This window comes from Pseudoxanthomonas sp. UC19_8 (assembly GCF_042700505.1).
Taxonomy (GTDB): domain Bacteria; phylum Pseudomonadota; class Gammaproteobacteria; order Xanthomonadales; family Xanthomonadaceae; genus Pseudoxanthomonas_A; species Pseudoxanthomonas_A winnipegensis.
The window spans coordinates 668,016-683,877 of sequence record NZ_CP170559.1; the positions used below are offsets into that span (position 1 = coordinate 668,016).

Annotated in this window: 11 protein-coding genes; 6 read left to right on the forward strand and 5 right to left on the reverse strand. The window is 70.6% G+C overall.

Annotation, left to right across the window (positions count from 1 at the left end):
- Window positions 1-12: 12 nt before the first annotated feature.
- Window positions 13-1,875 carry an ABC-F family ATP-binding cassette domain-containing protein gene (locus ACFJIT_RS02810; protein WP_130517261.1) on the forward strand — a complete coding sequence of 621 codons (1,863 nt, stop codon included), beginning with the start codon at window positions 13-15 and terminating at the stop codon, window positions 1,873-1,875.
- 9 nt (window positions 1,876-1,884) lie between these two features.
- On the opposite strand, the gene ACFJIT_RS02815 is transcribed toward ACFJIT_RS02810, so the two are convergent.
- Window positions 1,885-2,772: a LysR family transcriptional regulator gene (locus tag ACFJIT_RS02815; protein ID WP_379654970.1), complete on the reverse strand. Its 888-nt coding sequence runs from the start codon at window positions 2,770-2,772 to the stop codon at window positions 1,885-1,887.
- 168 nt (window positions 2,773-2,940) lie between these two features.
- Between ACFJIT_RS02815 and bla the strand changes: the two genes are divergently transcribed.
- Entirely contained in the window at window positions 2,941-3,867 is a 927-nt protein-coding gene (gene bla / locus ACFJIT_RS02820; protein ID WP_379654971.1) for a class A beta-lactamase, read from the forward strand.
- Between the two features lie 1,062 nt (window positions 3,868-4,929).
- Here bla and metK read toward each other — a convergent pair.
- Window positions 4,930-6,141: a methionine adenosyltransferase gene (gene metK, locus ACFJIT_RS02825; RefSeq protein WP_130517268.1), complete on the reverse strand. Its 1,212-nt coding sequence runs from the start codon at window positions 6,139-6,141 to the stop codon at window positions 4,930-4,932.
- 225 nt (window positions 6,142-6,366) lie between these two features.
- On the opposite strand from metK, the gene ACFJIT_RS02830 reads away from it, so the two are divergent.
- From ACFJIT_RS02830 to ACFJIT_RS02845, 4 genes are all read left to right on the forward strand, one after another.
- Complete coding sequence (locus ACFJIT_RS02830; protein ID WP_379654972.1) at window positions 6,367-8,073, forward strand: GNAT family N-acyltransferase; 1,707 nt, start codon at window positions 6,367-6,369, stop codon at window positions 8,071-8,073.
- Window positions 8,070-8,867, forward strand: coding sequence for a UDP-2,3-diacylglucosamine diphosphatase (locus ACFJIT_RS02835; RefSeq protein ID WP_130524925.1), 798 nt, complete (start codon window positions 8,070-8,072; stop codon window positions 8,865-8,867). Before ACFJIT_RS02830 ends, ACFJIT_RS02835 begins: the two co-directional genes overlap by 4 nt.
- 77 nt (window positions 8,868-8,944) lie before the next feature.
- Window positions 8,945-11,233 (forward strand): hypothetical protein, encoded by a 2,289-nt coding sequence (locus ACFJIT_RS02840; protein WP_379654973.1) that lies wholly within the window; start codon window positions 8,945-8,947, stop codon window positions 11,231-11,233.
- 6 nt (window positions 11,234-11,239) lie between these two features.
- Window positions 11,240-12,355: a metal-dependent hydrolase gene (locus tag ACFJIT_RS02845; RefSeq protein WP_379654974.1), complete on the forward strand. Its 1,116-nt coding sequence runs from the start codon at window positions 11,240-11,242 to the stop codon at window positions 12,353-12,355.
- Here ACFJIT_RS02845 and dusB read toward each other — a convergent pair.
- The 3 genes from dusB to ACFJIT_RS02860 form a co-directional block, all read right to left on the reverse strand.
- Window positions 12,301-13,299, reverse strand: a complete 999-nt coding sequence (gene dusB, locus ACFJIT_RS02850; protein WP_379654975.1) for a tRNA dihydrouridine synthase DusB — start codon at window positions 13,297-13,299, stop codon at window positions 12,301-12,303. The two genes, ACFJIT_RS02845 and dusB, sit on opposite strands and share 55 nt — an antisense overlap.
- Before the next feature lie 96 nt (window positions 13,300-13,395).
- The gene (locus ACFJIT_RS02855) at window positions 13,396-14,346 is read right to left on the reverse strand and encodes a ribokinase (RefSeq protein WP_379654976.1); all 951 of its coding nucleotides are present in this window, start codon (window positions 14,344-14,346) and stop codon (window positions 13,396-13,398) included.
- A gap of 153 nt (window positions 14,347-14,499) precedes the next feature.
- The gene (locus tag ACFJIT_RS02860; RefSeq protein ID WP_130517310.1) at window positions 14,500-15,798 is read right to left on the reverse strand and encodes a NupC/NupG family nucleoside CNT transporter; all 1,299 of its coding nucleotides are present in this window, start codon (window positions 15,796-15,798) and stop codon (window positions 14,500-14,502) included.
- Window positions 15,799-15,862 lie beyond the last annotated feature (64 nt).

Below are 15,862 nucleotides of genomic sequence, written 5' to 3' on the forward strand. Positions count from 1 at the left end.
CGGAAAACCCCCATGATTTCGTTGCGTAATTTCGCCCTCCGTCGCGGCGAACGCCTGCTGTTGTCCAATGTCGACCTGGCCATGCACGCCGGCTACCGGGTCGGCGTGGTCGGGCGCAACGGCACCGGCAAGTCCAGCCTGTTCGCCGCGGTGAAGGGCGAGCTGGAGGCCGACAAGGGCGATGTCGAGCTGCCCGGCAAGGTGCGCATCGCCAGCGTGGCGCAGGAGACGCCGGCCCTGCCGGATGCGGCGCTGGACTTCGTGCTGGGCGGCGACACCGAAGTGGCCGCCGTGCTCAAGGCCGAGGCCGACGCCATGGCCGCCGAGGACTGGGAAGCGGTGGCCGCCGTGCACATCCGCATGGAGGAAGTCGGCGGCTACGACGCCCAGGCGCGCGCCGGCAAGCTGCTGCACGGCCTGGGCTTTCCGGCCGACACCCACCAGCGCGCGGTCAAGGACTTCTCCGGCGGCTGGCGCGTGCGCCTCAACCTGGCGCGCGCGCTGATGATGCCGAGCGATCTGCTGCTGCTGGACGAACCGACCAACCACCTCGACCTGGACGCGGTGTTCTGGCTGGAGCAGTGGCTGCTGAAGTATCCCGGCACGCTGCTGCTGATCAGCCACGACCGCGAGTTCCTGGACAACGTGGCCACCCACACCCTGCACCTGCATGGCGGCGGGGCCAAGCTCTACGTCGGCGGGTATACCGACTTCGAACGCCAGCGCACCGAGCACCTGCGCCAGCAGCAGATCCAGCACGAGAAGGCCGAGGCCGAGCGCGCGCATCTGCAAAGCTTCATCGACCGCTTCAAGGCCCAGGCCAGCAAGGCCAGCCAGGCGCAGAGCCGCATCAAGCGCCTCGCCAAGATGGCCGGCACCGAGGCGGTGCGTGCCGAGCGCGAGTTCCGCATCGAGTTCGCCGCGCCGGCGCGCCTGCCGTACTCGCTGATCCGCCTCAACCATGTCGAGGCCGGCTACGGCGAGGACACGGTGATTCTGCACAAGGTCGGCTTCGGCCTGGAGGCGGGCGACCGCATCGGCCTGCTCGGCCCCAACGGCGCGGGCAAGTCCACCCTGGTCAAGACCCTGGTCGGCGAACTGGCGCCGGTGCATGGCGAGCGCAGTGCGCACCCTGACCTGTGCATCGGCTACTTCGCCCAGCACACGGTCGAGTCGCTGCACGAGGGGCAGTCGCCCATCGACCACTTCCGCGAGATCTCCCCGGATGCGTCCACCCAGTCGTTCCGCGACTTCCTGGGCAAGTGGAACTTCCCCGGCGATCGCGCCTTCGAGGTGGTCGATGGTTTCTCCGGCGGCGAGCGCGCGCGCCTGGCGCTGGCGCTGATCGCCTGGCAGCAGCCCAACGTGCTGCTGCTCGACGAGCCGACCAACCATCTGGATCTTGAGATGCGCGAGGCGCTGGCCGAAGCGCTGAGCATCTTCGAAGGCGCCATCGTGATGGTCAGCCACGATCGCCATCTGATCGGCCTGGTCTGCGACACCTTCTGGCGCGTGGCCGACGGCGTGGTCGAACCGTTCTCCGGCGACCTGGACGACTACGCCGCCTGGCTGCGCACGCGCCCGGCCGCGCAGGGCACCAAGCAGAAGCTGGCCCAGGCCGCGCCCACGCCACCGCCGCCGACCCCGCCGCTGGTGCAGAAGAAGCCGCCGAACCCGCACAAGCTCAAAGCGGCCGAAGACAAGGTGGCGCAGCTGGAAGCGGCCGTGGCCGCGATCGATGCGCAGCTGGCCGACCCGGCCAATGCCGCCGACGGCAGCCGGCTGGCCGCGCTCGGCCGCCAGCGCGAGCAGGCCGCCGGCGACCTGGCCAAGGCCGAGGCCGCCTGGATGGCGCTGTACGACGACGCGGCCTGAGCCGGGGCGTCAGTCCGCAGCAGCTGCGTCCTGCGCCACGCGCTGTTCGAGCCAGCGCCGGAACTGCTGCGCGGCCGGGCTCTCTGGCCGCGAGCGCAGCCGGGTGAGCCAGTAGCGGCCCAGCGCGATGTGCAGATCGAACGGCCGCACGAGCTGGCCGCTGTCCAGCGCCTGCTGGAACAGCTCGACCGGCAGCAGCGCCACGCCGGCGCCCGCGGTGGCGGCCGCGGCCATCGCCAGCGACGTGTCGAACACCGGCCCGCGCGCATCCAGCGGCGCGATGCCGGCCGCCGCGCACCAGCGCGACCATTCGTCCTGCCGATAGGTGCGCAGCAGCGTGTGCGCGGCCAGGTCCTCCGGGCGGTGCAGGGTCCTGGCCAGGGCCGGGGCGCACAGCGGGGCGAAGCGCACCGCCATCACCGGGGTGCTGTGCTGGCCGGGCCAGTCGCCCTCGCCGAAGCGGATCGTCAGCTCCAGCCCCTCGCCGGCCAGATCGACGCGGTTGTTGTGGGTCTGCAGTCGCAGGTCGATGGCCGGATGCGCCGCGCCGAACTGCGCCAGGCGCGGCAGCAGCCAGCCGATGGCGAAGGTGCCGACCACGCCCACGTTCAAGGTCTCGCGATAGCGGCCATCGGTGAAGCGATCCAGCGTGGCGGCGATGCGGTCGAAGCTTTCGTTGAGCATCGGGTACAGCGCCGCGCCCTCGTCGGTCAGCGCCACGCCGCGCGCCAGGCGATGGAACAGCACCACCTGCAGGCGCGATTCCAATACACGGATCTGATGGCTAAGCGCGGCTTGGCTGATGTGCAGCTCCAGCGCGGCGCGGGTGAAGTTCAGGTGGCGTGCGGCGGCCTCGAAGGCGCGCAAGGCATTGAGCGGCAGGGCGGATCGGAGCATGACGGCCGTACGGGAGGGAGAGGATGCAGGCACGCCGGCGGGGCGTCGTGCGCCGGGCACTGTAGCCCAAGCCATCGATCCAGCTTATGGCTGCCCCTGAAACTTCGCGCTGGTGGCCGCAGGGCTGCCTTCCAATAATCCTGGGACCCAACCGTTCGGAGTGCCGCCATGTCTGACCGTCGTCGATTCCTCCAGCGCAGCGGGACCGCGCTGCTCACCGCCTTCGCCGCGCCTTGGGCGGCGGCCGCTGCCGCGCCGGTAGCACCTACCGCCGCGAAGGGTCAGGGCGGTGTGGCCGCCGCGATCGCTGGCGCCAAGGATCTGGCTGCGCTGGAACAGGTCAGCGGGGGACGGTTGGGCGTGACCCTGCTGGAGGTGGGCACCGGCCGCTGCCTGGGTCGCCGCCAGGACGAGCGCTTCCCGATGTGCAGCACCTTCAAGGCGCTGTTGGCCGCGCACGTCCTCAGCCTGGCCGACGCCGGGGCGCTGTCGCTGGATGAGCGCCTCCCGATCCGCCAGGCGCAGCTGCTGTCCTGGGCGCCGGAATCGGAGCGGCACGTGGGCAAGGACCTCACCGTGCGCGATCTCTGCCGCGCGGCCGTCACCAACAGCGACAACACGGCGGCCAATCTGCTGCTGGCGCGGGCCGGTGGGCCGCCGGCGCTGACGGCGTTCCTGCGCAAGCAGGGCGACGCGGTGACCCGCAGCGATCGCTACGAGCCGGAGATGAACAACTTCGCACCCGACGATCCGCGCGACACCACCAGCCCTGCGGCGGTGGCCGCCAGCCTGGCGCGCTTCGCGGTGGGCGATGGCCTGTCCAAGGCGTCGCGTGCGCAGTACGCGGACTGGCTGATCGACAACCAGACCGGCGACGACTGTCTGCGCGCCGGCCTGGGCACGCGCTGGCGCGTGGGCGACAAGACGGGCAACAACGGCCGCGACACGCGCAACGATCTGGCGGTGCTGTGGCCGCTCACGGGCGGCACGCCGTGGGTGCTGGTGGCGCTGCTGCAAGGCGCCCGGGTCGATTCGGATCAGCGCGACGCGGTGCTGGCGCGCGTGGGCGCGCTGGCGGATCAGATGATCGGTTGAGGGCGAGGCTGCGTTTGGTGCGCGGCAGGTTGTTTGGACTGCTGATCTTCGCGTCTGGGCGCTCTTGCTTTGACTGGGCAGCGATCCGTCGGGCGGTGTTCGCTGCCCCTTGATAGGGTCATCGCCCCGCGTTGTATCCCCTACCGTCGTTCCCGCGAACGCGGGAACCCAGGGACTTTCGCTCGGAGCACCAAACACAGGTTCTTCTCGCGATTCTGAGATAGCGTTGAAGCTGAGCGTTTCAGCTTCGGCGGGGGGGGGGCTTCCGGCTTCGGAAGGGCAGCGGTCCGGCGGGCGGGGGCCGCTTATCCCTCAATCAGGGCATCCTGCCCTGATTCGGGCGCTCGGCATCCTGCCTCGCTAGGCGCGGCCCCCGCCCGCCGGACCGCTGCTGCACGCGTCGAGTCATAAGGCTTCGGTTTGCGGGGGCGTTCGCCCCCCCTCGCGCATCACGCGATCGGTGACAGGAAATCATCGACTTGAGGCCCCCTCCCTTGCGCGCAGCGCAGGGGAGGGATGGGGAGGGGTCGGGGCTTTCCCGGTCGAGCTACCGAAGCGAAGAGCAAAAGCACCCCACCCCCTCAGTCGCTAGCTCGCGACTTCGAGCTCCCCTTCGCCTGCGGCGAAAGGGAGAGGGCAGAGCGCTGCTCGATGCCTTCGAGTTGGAAGACGTCCTGATCCATCCACAGTGGGGCTTCCACCGGTCGGTGCTGATCCCATGTGGGAGCCGCCATGCCTCCCACTTGTAGAGCGGAGCTTGCTCCGCTGGGGCTCTCCCTACGACCGAACGAAGAGCAGCGGAGCAAACTCCGCTCTACAGACGGGCGGCTGCTAGATTTGAGAGACAGTTGCTCCCACAAGAGCATGCAGCGCTGTCCATCCTTTTCATCCCGGCGTCCGCTGTCGTTGGCGGATCGAGCCGAGGAGCCGCGCCCGGCCGGATCGCGGCTGGGCGGCGACGTCCGCTTTTGCAGCGGCCAGGATCTCGGCGAAGGACCAAGAAACAAAAAGGCCGCGTTTCAGCGGCCTTTCTGCAGTTTGCGGCGCGGGCGCGCGGCAGGCTTACTTCAGCTTGGCATCGGCGCGCAGGGCGTCGGCCTTGTCGGTCTTCTCCCACGAGAAGGCGGTGGCGGTGTGCTGCGTGCCGGCGCCGTCGGTGTAGGTGAATTCCTTCGGCTTGCGGCCGAAGTGACCGTAGGAGGCGGTCGGCTGGTACATCGGGTGGATCAGGTCGAGCATCTGGATGATGCCGTACGGGCGCAGGTCGAAATGCTTGCGGATCAGTTTCTCGATCTTCTCGTCGGCGATCTTGCCGGTGCCGAAGGTGGTGACCGAGATCGAGGTCGGCTCGGCCACGCCGATGGCGTAGGAGACCTGCACCTCGCAGCGGTCGGCCAGGCCGGCGGCGACCACGTTCTTGGCCACGTAGCGCGCGGCGTAGGCGGCCGAGCGGTCGACCTTGGACGGATCCTTGCCCGAGAACGCGCCACCACCGTGGCGGGCCCAGCCGCCGTAGGTGTCGACGATGATCTTGCGCCCGGTCAGGCCGCAGTCGCCCACGGGGCCGCCGATGATGAACTTGCCGGTCGGGTTGATGTGGAACTTGGTGCCCTTGTGCAGCCACTTGGACGGCAGCACCGGCTTGATGATCTCCTCGCGCACGGCCTCGATCAGGTCCTTCTGCTTGATGCCCGGATCGTGCTGGGTCGACAGGACCACCGCGTCGATGGCCGTGGCCACGCCGTCCTCGTAGCGCAGGGTGACCTGCGACTTGGCGTCGGGGCGCAGCCAGGACAGCGGCGAGTTCTTCTTCTTGCGGATCTGCGCCTGGCGCTCGACCAGCCGGTGCGAGAGGTGGATCGCCGCCGGCATGTAGCTGTCGGTCTCGTTGGTGGCATAGCCGAACATCAGGCCCTGGTCGCCTGCGCCCTGTTCCTCGGGCTTCTTGCGGTCCACGCCCTGGTTGATGTCCGGCGACTGCTTGCCGATCAGGTTGAGCACGCCGCAGGTCTCGCCGTCGAAGCCGACCTCGGAGCTGTTGTAGCCGATGTCCAGGATGACCTTGCGGGTCAGGGCTTCCAGGTCGATCCAGGCGCTGGTGGTCACTTCGCCGGCCACGATCGCCACGCCGGTCTTGACCAGCGTCTCGCAGGCCACGCGGGCGCGCTTGTCCTGGGCCAGGATCGCGTCCAGGACGGCGTCGGAGATCTGGTCTGCGATCTTGTCCGGATGGCCCTCGGAGACCGATTCGGAAGTGAACAGGTAGCTGGACATCAGGCTTATATCCTTTGATTCGGATGAAAAGATGGCCGCGCATGATACACGCGCGGCGCCGGCCGCGCATGGTGGCGTGCCCGGTGTTGCCGGGACGTTACTTTCCGCGCCCCGGCCTGCGGCCGGGCGGTGTCATCGCAGTGCCGCACGCGTGCAACGCGGCTGACGCCATCGCGGCCCAGTCTGGCGTTCCAGATCCGCCGCTGACCGGGATGGGACCCGACCATGCGCCCTCTGGAAGACACCCTGCTCGAACGTTATCCGCGCTGGTTCGGCGGCCGCCGTGGCCTGCTGACCCGGCCGCTGCTGCGCCGCTACGGGCACTGGTCCGGACTGGACCAGGCGCTGGCATTCCTGAATGCGCACCGGGACAGCACGCCCTGGGACTTCGTCGCCGCCGCGCAAGGCTTCCTGCAGCTGGACGGCAGCTTCGATGCGCAGGCCCTGGCGCGCATTCCCGCCAGCGGCCCGCTGCTGGTGCTCGCCAACCATCCTTCCGGCGCGCGCGATGCGATGGCGCTGCTGCATCTGGTCGGCCAGGTGCGGCGCGACGTGCGCATCGTCGCCAACGAGGTGCTGACCCACATCGCGTCGCTGCGCCCGCTGCTGCTGCCGGTGCGCGTGTTCGGCGGCAGTTCGGCCGCCGGCAGCCTGCGCGCGGTGCGCGCGGCGCTGGATGCCGGGCAGTGCGTGATCGTGTTTCCGGCCGGCGAGGTGTCGCGCCTGTCGCCACTGGGCGTGCGCGATACGCGCTGGCGGCCGGGCTTCGTGCGCTTCGCCCGGGCCAGCGGCGCCCAGGTGCTGCCGGTGCGCGTGCAGGCACGCAACTCGGCGCTGTTCTACGGCGCCTCGGCGGTGTTCAAGCCGGCCGGCACGGTGCTGCTGCCGCGCGAGATGTTCGCGCGCCGCCAGCAGCCGCTGCGCCTGTACGTGGGCCAGGCGCAGGCCCTGGCCACGCACGCCGACGAGACCACCGTGCTGCGCCAGCTGCGGCGCGCGCTGTACGCGCTCGGCAGCCGCGCCGATGCCGGGGCCGAATCGCCGGCCGCGCTGGTCGCGCCGGTGCCGGTGGCGCAGCTGCGCGCGGCGATCGCGGCGCTGCCGAGCTTCGGCCGCACCAGCGAGGGCCGGCGCATCGTCGCCGGGCCGCTCGCCGCCGACTCGCCGCTGCTGCGCGAGATCGGCCGCCTGCGCGAGCTGACCTTCCGCAAGGTGGGCGAGGGCACGGGCCGGGCGCTGGACGTGGACGACTACGACACCTGGTACGACCACATCGTGCTGTGGGACGAGGAGGCCGGCGCGGTCGCCGGCGCCTACCGCGTGGCGCGCGGGGCGCAGGTGCTGGCCAGGCGTGGGTTGGCCGGGTTGTACACGGCCAGCCTGTTCGACTGGTCCGAGGGCGCGCTGCCGCGCATCGCCCAGGGCATGGAGCTGGGCCGCAGCTTCGTCGCGCCCGACTACTGGAACAGCCGCAGCATCGACCAGCTGTGGCAGGGCATCGGCGCTTACCTGGTGGCGCATCCGCAGGTGCGCTATCTGTTCGGCGCGGTGTCGATGAGCGCGGCGCTGCCGCAGGCCGCGCGCGAGCAGATCGTGGCCTATTACCAGCGCTTCCACGGCCAGGACGCTGGCGCCACCGCGCGCCATCCCTTCGTGCTGCAGGCGGTGCCGGCGGCGTTCGAGACGCTGGATGCGCAGGCGGCCTTCGCCGTGCTGCGCGAGAACCTCGCCGCGCTCGGCGCCCAGGTGCCGATGCTGTTCCGCCAGTACACCGAGCTGTGCGAACCGGGCGGCGCGCGCTTTCTGGCCTTCGGCGTGGACGCCGACTTCGCCGGCTGCGTCGACGGGCTGATCGAACTGGACCTGGAGCGCATGCACACGCGCAAGCGCCAGCGTTATCTGCACACCCCCACGCAGGAGCAAGCCGCATGAACCGCGCCGTGTTCGTCTCCGATGTGCACCTGGGTTCCACCCATTGCCATGCCGCCGAGTTCGCCGACTTCCTGACCCGGCTCAAGTGCAGGCAGCTCTATCTGGTCGGCGACATCGTCGATCTGTGGTGGATGTCGCGGCGCCGCGCGCGTTGGGACGCGGCCCACCAGCGCGTGGTCGAGGCGCTGCACGCGCTGGCGCGCAACGGCACCGAGCTGATCTACGTGCCCGGCAACCACGACCGCGCCGCGCGCCGTTTTTGCGGGCTGATGCTGCCGGCCATGCAGGTGCGCCGCCGCGTGATCCACACCACCGCCGACGGCCGCCGCCTGCTGGTGGTGCACGGCGACGACTACGACGCGGCGACGCACTTCGGCGGGCTGCAGGAGCAGTTCGGCGACTGGCTGTACTACCGCATCCTCACCGGCAACAAGCTGGTCAACCGGATGCGGCGGCGCTTTGGCCTGCGCTACTGGTCCCTGGCCGAATACCTCAAGCGCAAGAGCGCGGCGGCCGAGCGCTATATCGCCCGCTTCGTCGAGGCCGGCCTGGCCGACGCGCGCCGGCGCGGCCTGGACGGCATCGTCTGCGGCCACATCCATCGCGCCGCGCTGATGCGCCGCGACGGCCTGGTGTACGCCAACGATGGCGACTGGGTCGAGAGCCTCACCGCGCTGTGCGAGACCGCCGACGGCAGCCTGCAGCTGGTGTCCCACGCCGGCCAGGTGCTGAGCGAACTGCCGGCGCGCCTGCGCCTGGTGCCGGACGAGCCGGCGCTGCCGCAGGCGGCCTGAGCGCGCGCTCGATGTAGCCGCGCTTTCGTTCCGCGCTGCGCCTGTCCGGGTGGCGGCGTGGGCTGCGTGTGCTGGGCATGGAGCCAAGACTGCGCGCATCATTCCCCGGACTGCTGCTGATCGCGGCCCTGCTGGCGTTGGCGCTGGCGCGCGCCATGGTCGGCACCGCCCGCGATGGCCTGACCCTCGACGAGCCCTACCACTACGCCGCCGGTGTGTCCTACGCGCGGCTCGGCGACTACCGGATCAATCCCGAGCATCCGCCGCTGGCCAAGCTGTGGACCGGCTGGCTGGCGCCTGCCTCGGTAGTGCTGCCGCCGCTGCGCGAGCTGCACGAAAAGGACGACGAGCGCATCTACACCCAGTCCATGGCCTACCTGGACAACGCGCCGGCCGATTCCCAGCATCACATCCGCGTGGCGATGTTCGCGCTCAACCTGCTCCTGTTGGCCGCGCTGGCGCTGCTGGTGTGGAAGGTGGCGGGCCTGTGGTGGGCGGCCGGGCTGCTGGCCTGGCTGGCGGTGGATCCCACGGTCGGCGCGCACCTGCCGGTGCTGATGACCGACCTGCCGGTGGCCCTCGCCCTGGGCATGAGCGCGGCCAGCGCGGCCTGGCTGGCCAGCACCTGGCGCTGGCCGGCCTGGCTGGCCTTCGCGCTGTCGGCGGGGCTGGCGCTCGGGTCCAAGCACTCGGCGCCCGGCGCTGTGGCCGGCATCGGCGTGGCGCTGCTGCTGGCCGCGGCCTGGCGGCACTGGCGCAGCCGTCGGGACGCGCTGCCCGGCGCGCACGAGCGCGGCGCGACCCTGCTGGCGCGGTGGGCGGCGGTCGCACTGGCCGCCCTGGTCGCGGTGGCCGTGCTGTGGTCGCTGTACGGATTCCGCTTCCATGCCGGGCGCGACGGCAGCGACGCCTTCAACCGGCCGATGGCGCCCAAGATCGACGACCTGGCCTCGCCCGTGCAGCGCCGGGTGCTGCATGCGCTGGACGACGCCCGCCTGCTGCCGCGTGCCTATCTGTGGGGCATGGCCGACACGCTGCGCGCCGGCGTGGAAGGCCGCGGCCAGCGCGAGCACAAGCTGTTCGGCCACGACTTCAAGGGCGCGCCGCCGTGGTTCTTCTGGCCCGGCGAGCTGGCGGCCAAGCTGCCGCTGCCGCTGCTGGCCGGCGCGCTGCTGGGCCTGCTGGCGCTGTGGCGCGCGCCGCTGTCGAGCGGGCAGAAGCACCTGCTGCTGACCATGGGCGCGCTCGGCGCGGCGTACTGGGCCAGCCTGCTCGGCTCGCGCGGCACCTATGCCGGTGCGCGCCACGCGCTGCCGCTGTTCCTGCCGCTGGCCACGTTGGCCGGCGCGCTGGCCTGGCGTGCCTCGGTGTCGGTACGGCGGCGCTGGCTGCTGCCGCTGGCCTTCGCGCCCACCGCGCTGGCGCTGGTGATGACCGCACGCGAGCCGCGGCTGTGGGAGTACTTCAACGAGCTGGGCGGCGGCAGCGCGGACGGCTGGCGCAACTTCTCCGATGAAGGCGTGGACCTGGGCCAGCGCCTGCCCGAGATCAGCCGCTGGATGCAGACGCACCAGCCGCCGGGAACCACGCTCTACAACAGTTATATGTACATGCCCGAATGGGTGCGCGGCAGCGGCTCGCCGCTGCGCGAATACGTGGAGAGCGTGGACGACACCAATCTCGCCGGGCGCTACGCCGGTCTGTTCGTGATGCGGTTGAGCAGCACCATTCCCGAGCCCGAGTACAACTGGAACCCGGCCGTCACCATGCGCAACCTGCACCAGGTGGGGCGGATCGGCGTACTGGGCATCTGGCAGGGCCGGATGGACGACAAGCGCCTGCGCGTGCGCGGCCTGTATCGCGAGGTGCTCAAGGAGGTCTATCGCACGCCCTCGCCCGACTGGCGGCAGGTGGCCACGCGCTGCGCGGAGATCCTCGAGGCGGTGCCGTTCGCCACCGGCTGCTACGTCGAGCGCGGCCGGTGGCGCGGCTGGGCGATGTCGCCGGTGCGCGCAAGGCCTGGGCGGGCGGGGCCGATCAGCTTGCGCCAGACGATCCCATCGGCCTGCAGCTGCGCGCGCTGGTCAAGGCCAGCGAAGGCGATCGTCTTCCGGCCAACTGGCGGCCGGTGCGCAATCCGAGCCTGGAGTAAGGCGCTTCGGCCGGTGTTGATCGCGGGCATCGGCATGCGTTGGGCCTGGAGCCAAGGGACCGGGCCGTGCGTGCGTGGCATCCGGGCAGGGCGGCTTGATCGGCAATCCCATCGGGCCGCTCGTGCAATGCAATGCACGGCGCGATCGCCCGCTGGCGGCTCCGCATGGAAGCGGCGGCACATAGAGCCCGCAGCCCCTACCAAGCAGGCATGATGGGGCATGGATTCGGTCACTCATCTTCTGCTTGGCGGCGCCATCGGCGCGGCCCTCGCCCCGGCGGGTCAGCGCCGGGCCGCCATCCTGGCCGGCGCGGCGCTCAACACCTTGCCGGACCTGGACGTGCTGCTGCTGCCCCGGTTCACCGACGATCCGGTGATGCTGATGACCTGGCATCGCAGCTTCCTGCATCCGGTGTTCGTGCTGCCGCTGATCGGCGCGCTGGTGTGGTGGGTGTGCCGGGTGCGTGGCACCCGGGTCAATTCGGCGCCGGCGCGCTGGTTCTGGCTGATCCAGGCCTGCCTGCTCAGCCATCCGCTGATGGATGCCTGCACGGTCTACGGAACCTCGCTGCTGTGGCCGCTGGATGTGCCGCCGACGATGTGGTCGCTGTTCTTCATCATCGAACCGGCCTTCACTCTGTGGCTGCTGCTGGGCTGCGTCATCGCCTGGTGCGTGCCGCGCAAGCCGCTGGGCCAGCGCGGCGCGATCGCCGGCCTGGTGCTGGCCGCCGGCGTGCTGGGCGTGGCCGGCCTGGCCAAAGCGAGGGTCGATCGCGAGGCCGAGCGCACCCTGGCGGCGATGGGGTTGGACGATGCGCCGCGCTTCTCCACGCCGATGCCGTTCTCCACCCTGCTGTGGCGGGTGGTGGCGGTGACGCCGTCCGGCTATGTCGATGCCGAACGCTCGGTGTTCGATCGGGGGCCGATGGTGTTCCGCGGCCATCCCTCCAACACCCAGGCGCTGGCGCAGGCGATGCGGATCGGCATCCCGGCGGTGACGCGGCTGGACTGGTTCAACCACGGCTTCATGCGCGCCCAGGTGCAGGACGGGCGGCTGGTGCTGTCGGACCTGCGCATGGGCCTGGATCCGGACTACACCTTCAATTTCGCCGTGGCCGAGCTGCGCGACCAGGACTGGCAGGCGATGGCGCCGCAACAGATCCAGGCGCCGCTGCCGATTTCAGGCGTTGACGGCTTCAGGCGATTGATCGGCGCGGTGTGGCAGCGCACCTGGCAGGAGGACGACACGCCGCTGCGGGCGCTGATCCTCGGGCCGCAGGCTCAGGCGGCGTCGGCGAACGACACCGCCACGCCGGCCTCCAGCGCGTCGAAGTAGTCGCGCGTCAGGCGCAACTGCTCCTCGGCGCTCTCGGCGCGGTTGACCACCGCGCGGAAGGCGGCGTTCTCCGGGCGGTCCTTGGCGTACCAGCCCAGGTGCTTGCGCGCGATGCGCACGCCCTGCGGCTCGCCGTAGAACTCGTGCAGGGCCTGCAGATGACCGAGCAGGATGTCGCGCACCTCGCCGATCGTGGGGGGCGGCAGTTCCTCGCTGGTGGCCAGGTAGTGGGCGATCTCGCGGAAGATCCACGGCCGTCCCTGCGCGGCGCGGCCGACCAGGACCGCGTCGGCCCCGGTGTCGCGCAGCACCTGTGCGGCCTTGCGCGGGGAGTCGATGTCGCCGTTGGCGAACACCGGGATGTCCAGCGCGGCCTTGATCGCGGCGATGGTGTCGTACTCGGCCACGCCGGTGTACTGCTGATCGCGCGTGCGCCCGTGCACGGCCAGGGCGGCGATGCCGGCGTCCTGGGCGATGCGGGCGATGGTCGGCGCGTTGCGGTGCTCGGCGTCCCAGCCGGTGCGGATCTTCAGCGTCACCGGTACGTCCACGGCCTGGACCACCGCAGCGACGATGCGCGCGACCAGCGCCTCATCGCGCATCAGCGCCGAACCGGCCCAGGCGTTGCACACCTTCTTGGCCGGGCAGCCCATGTTGATGTCGATGATCTGCGCGCCGTGGTCGACGTTGTAGCGCGCGGCCTCGGCCAGCTGCGCGGGCTCGGTGCCGGCGATCTGCACGCTGACCGGCGCCGGCTCGCCCTCGTGGTCCATGCGCCGCAGCGACTTGTCGGTGCTCCAGAAGCGCGGATCGGAGATGGTCATCTCCGACACGGCCAGGCCCGCGCCCAGCCGCTTGCACAGTTGCCGGAACGGCTTGTCGGTGACCCCGGCCATCGGCGCCAGGATCAGCGGCGGTTCGATCTTGTAGGGGCCGATGTGCATGGGCGAGGGGCGAGGAGGTGAGCGAAGAGAAGTGAGGGATGAGCGGAGGGCGGCAGGAGTGCGTGCTGTTACTCACGCCTCCTCTCCACTCACTCCTTAGCTTTCCGGCGTCAGCCGCGGCATCGACACCGCGGCGCCCTCGCTCTCGGTCGAGCGGGCGGCGAAGCGGTTGGCGAAGCGCACGTGCAGGTTGAACGCGGCCTGCGGCGCATGCGCCAGCGAGGCGGCCAGCGCGCCGTTGAAGGCATCGCCCGCGCCGGTGGTGTCCACCGTCTGCGCGGTGTCGGCCGCCACGCGGTAATAGGCCTGCGCGTCGCCGCGCAGATGCTCGTCCTCGTGCGAGACGAAGGCGCCGACCGCGCCCAGGGTGATGACCACCGTGCCGCCGGGCAGCAGCTGGCGGCACAGGCCGTGCAGCGTGTTGCCGTCCAGCGCGGCCACATCGTCGCCTTCCATGCGCTGGCCGACATGGCGGCCCAGCAGGGCGGCGAACTCGGTCTCGTTGGGCGTCAGGATGTCGCTCTGGCGCAGCAGCGCGATGCTGGCCACCGCGTTGGCCGGGGCGGGGTTGAGGATGGTGGTCACGCCCGCGGCGCGTGCGCTGGTCAGCGCCGCCTCGATGCTCTCCAGCGGCGACTCCAGCTGCGCCAGCACCACCTGCGCGCCGGCCAGCAGCGGCTGCTGCTGGGCGATGAAGCCGGGGCTCAAGGTGAAGTTGGCGCCGGGGCCGATCACGATGGTGTTGCGACCGTGGTTGTCCACATAGATGCCGCCGGTGCCGGTGGGTTCGTCGCTGGCTTCGGCGACGACCTGCACGCCGTCCTGCTCGGCCAGGCCGCGCGCCATCGCACCGCCGACATCGCCGCCCAGCGCGCACACGAACGTGGTCGCCGCGCCCGCGCGCGCCGCCGCGATGGCCTGGTTGAAGCCCTTGCCGCCGGGGCCGGAACTGTAGCGCCCGGCGATGGTGGCGCCGGCGGTGGGCAGCGCATCGCAGCGCCAGACGTGGTCGACATTGAACGAGCCGACGACAACGACAGAACTCATAGACATCTCTTCTTCGAATTCAACATAAAAACGGCGGCCGCAAAGCCGCCGTCGGGGGGCGTCAGTATGCCGCAGCGCGGCACAGGCCTAGCGGCGAGCGGCGTCAGCAATGCTGAACGAGGCGCGCGCGGACAGCGCGCGCGGCGGCTTGGTTCAGCTGAAGTGGCTCAGCACGCCGGCGATGGTGGCGGTCATGAACGTGGCGATCGAGCCGCCCAGCACCGCGCGCAGGCCGAAGCGCGCCAGGTCCGCGCGGCGCTCCGGGGCCAGGCCGCCGATGCCGCCGATCTGGATCGCGATCGAGCTGAAGTTGGCGAAGCCGCACAGCGCGTAGGTGGCGATCAGGCTGCCGTCGGCGCTGAGCGACACGCCGGGCACCTGGCCGTTCACGATGCGCGCCAGCTCGGTATAGGCGACGAATTCGTTGATCACCACCTTCTGTCCGATCAGCGAGCCGACCGTGGTCGCGTCCACCCATGGCGTGCCGATCACCCAGGCCACCGGCGCCAGCACATAGCCCAGGATCGTGGCCAGGTTGGTCGGCCGGCCGATCGCGGCGGCCAGGCCGCTCCATTCGCCGAACCAGGTCAGCGGCGCGTTGAGCAGGGCGATCAGCGCGATGAAGGCCAGCAGCATCGCGCCGATGTTCAGCGCCAGGCGCAGGCCGTCGCCGGCGCCGGCCGCCGCCGCATCGATGACGTTGCTGGTGGTCTTCTCCACTTCCATCTTGACCGTGCCGCGGGTCAGCGGCGTGCCGGTCTCGGGGATCAGGATCTTGGACACCACCAGCGTGGCCGGCGCGGCCATGATCGAGGCCGCCAGCAGGTGCTTGGCGTAGAAGGCCTGCTGCACCGGATCGCCATTGCCCAGCATGCCCACGTAGGCCGCCAGCACGCCGCCGGCGATGTGGGCCATGCCGCCGATCATCATCGTGATCAGCTCCGACTCGGTCATCCGCGGGATGTACGGGCGCACGGTCAGCGGCGCCTCGGTCTGGCCGATGAACACGCTGGCGCAGACGCTGGTGGTTTCCGCGCCGGACACGCGCATCACCTTGGTGATCGCCCAGGCCATCGCCCGCACCACCGCCTGCATCACGCCCAGGTGGTAGAGCACGCCCATCAGCGCGGAGAAGAAGATGATGGTGGGCAGCACCTGGAAGGCGAAGATGAAGCCCGCCTTGGGCACGTCCATCAGGCTGCCGAAGATGAAGTTGGAGCCTTCGCCGACGAAGCTCAGCACCTTCACGAACACCTTGCCCAGCCAGTCGAAGACATCGCGCCCGCCGGGCACCAGCAGCACCAGCGCGGCGAAGCCGATCTGCAGCGCCACGCCGGTCACCACCAGGCGCCAGTCCACCGCGCGCTTGTTGTTGGAAAACAGCCAGGTGATGCCCAGCAGCACGACCAGCCCGAACAGGCCGAACGCGGCCCGCGATACACCTTCCAGCATTGCGATCCCCAAGACCACGCGACGTCGAAGCGATGCAGCCTAAGTGAGGGGGACGGGCGCGGCA

Bases quoted from the DNA above. Each gene is read 5' to 3' on its own strand.
- metK (WP_130517268.1), bottom strand. From the start codon at position 6,141: ATGTCCAGCTACCTGTTCACTTCCGAATCGGTCTCCGAGGGCCATCCG.
- ACFJIT_RS02815 (WP_379654970.1), bottom strand. From the start codon at position 2,772: ATGCTCCGATCCGCCCTGCCGCTCAATGCCTTGCGCGCCTTCGAGGCC.
- bla (WP_379654971.1), top strand. From the start codon at position 2,941: ATGTCTGACCGTCGTCGATTCCTCCAGCGCAGCGGGACCGCGCTGCTC.
- ACFJIT_RS02810 (WP_130517261.1), top strand. From the start codon at position 13: ATGATTTCGTTGCGTAATTTCGCCCTCCGTCGCGGCGAACGCCTGCTG.
- ACFJIT_RS02860 (WP_130517310.1), bottom strand. From the start codon at position 15,798: ATGCTGGAAGGTGTATCGCGGGCCGCGTTCGGCCTGTTCGGGCTGGTC.
- ACFJIT_RS02840 (WP_379654973.1), top strand. From the start codon at position 8,945: ATGGAGCCAAGACTGCGCGCATCATTCCCCGGACTGCTGCTGATCGCG.
- ACFJIT_RS02855 (WP_379654976.1), bottom strand. From the start codon at position 14,346: ATGAGTTCTGTCGTTGTCGTCGGCTCGTTCAATGTCGACCACGTCTGG.
- ACFJIT_RS02835 (WP_130524925.1), top strand. From the start codon at position 8,070: ATGAACCGCGCCGTGTTCGTCTCCGATGTGCACCTGGGTTCCACCCAT.
- dusB (WP_379654975.1), bottom strand. From the start codon at position 13,299: ATGCACATCGGCCCCTACAAGATCGAACCGCCGCTGATCCTGGCGCCG.
- ACFJIT_RS02845 (WP_379654974.1), top strand. From the start codon at position 11,240: ATGGATTCGGTCACTCATCTTCTGCTTGGCGGCGCCATCGGCGCGGCC.
- ACFJIT_RS02830 (WP_379654972.1), top strand. From the start codon at position 6,367: ATGCGCCCTCTGGAAGACACCCTGCTCGAACGTTATCCGCGCTGGTTC.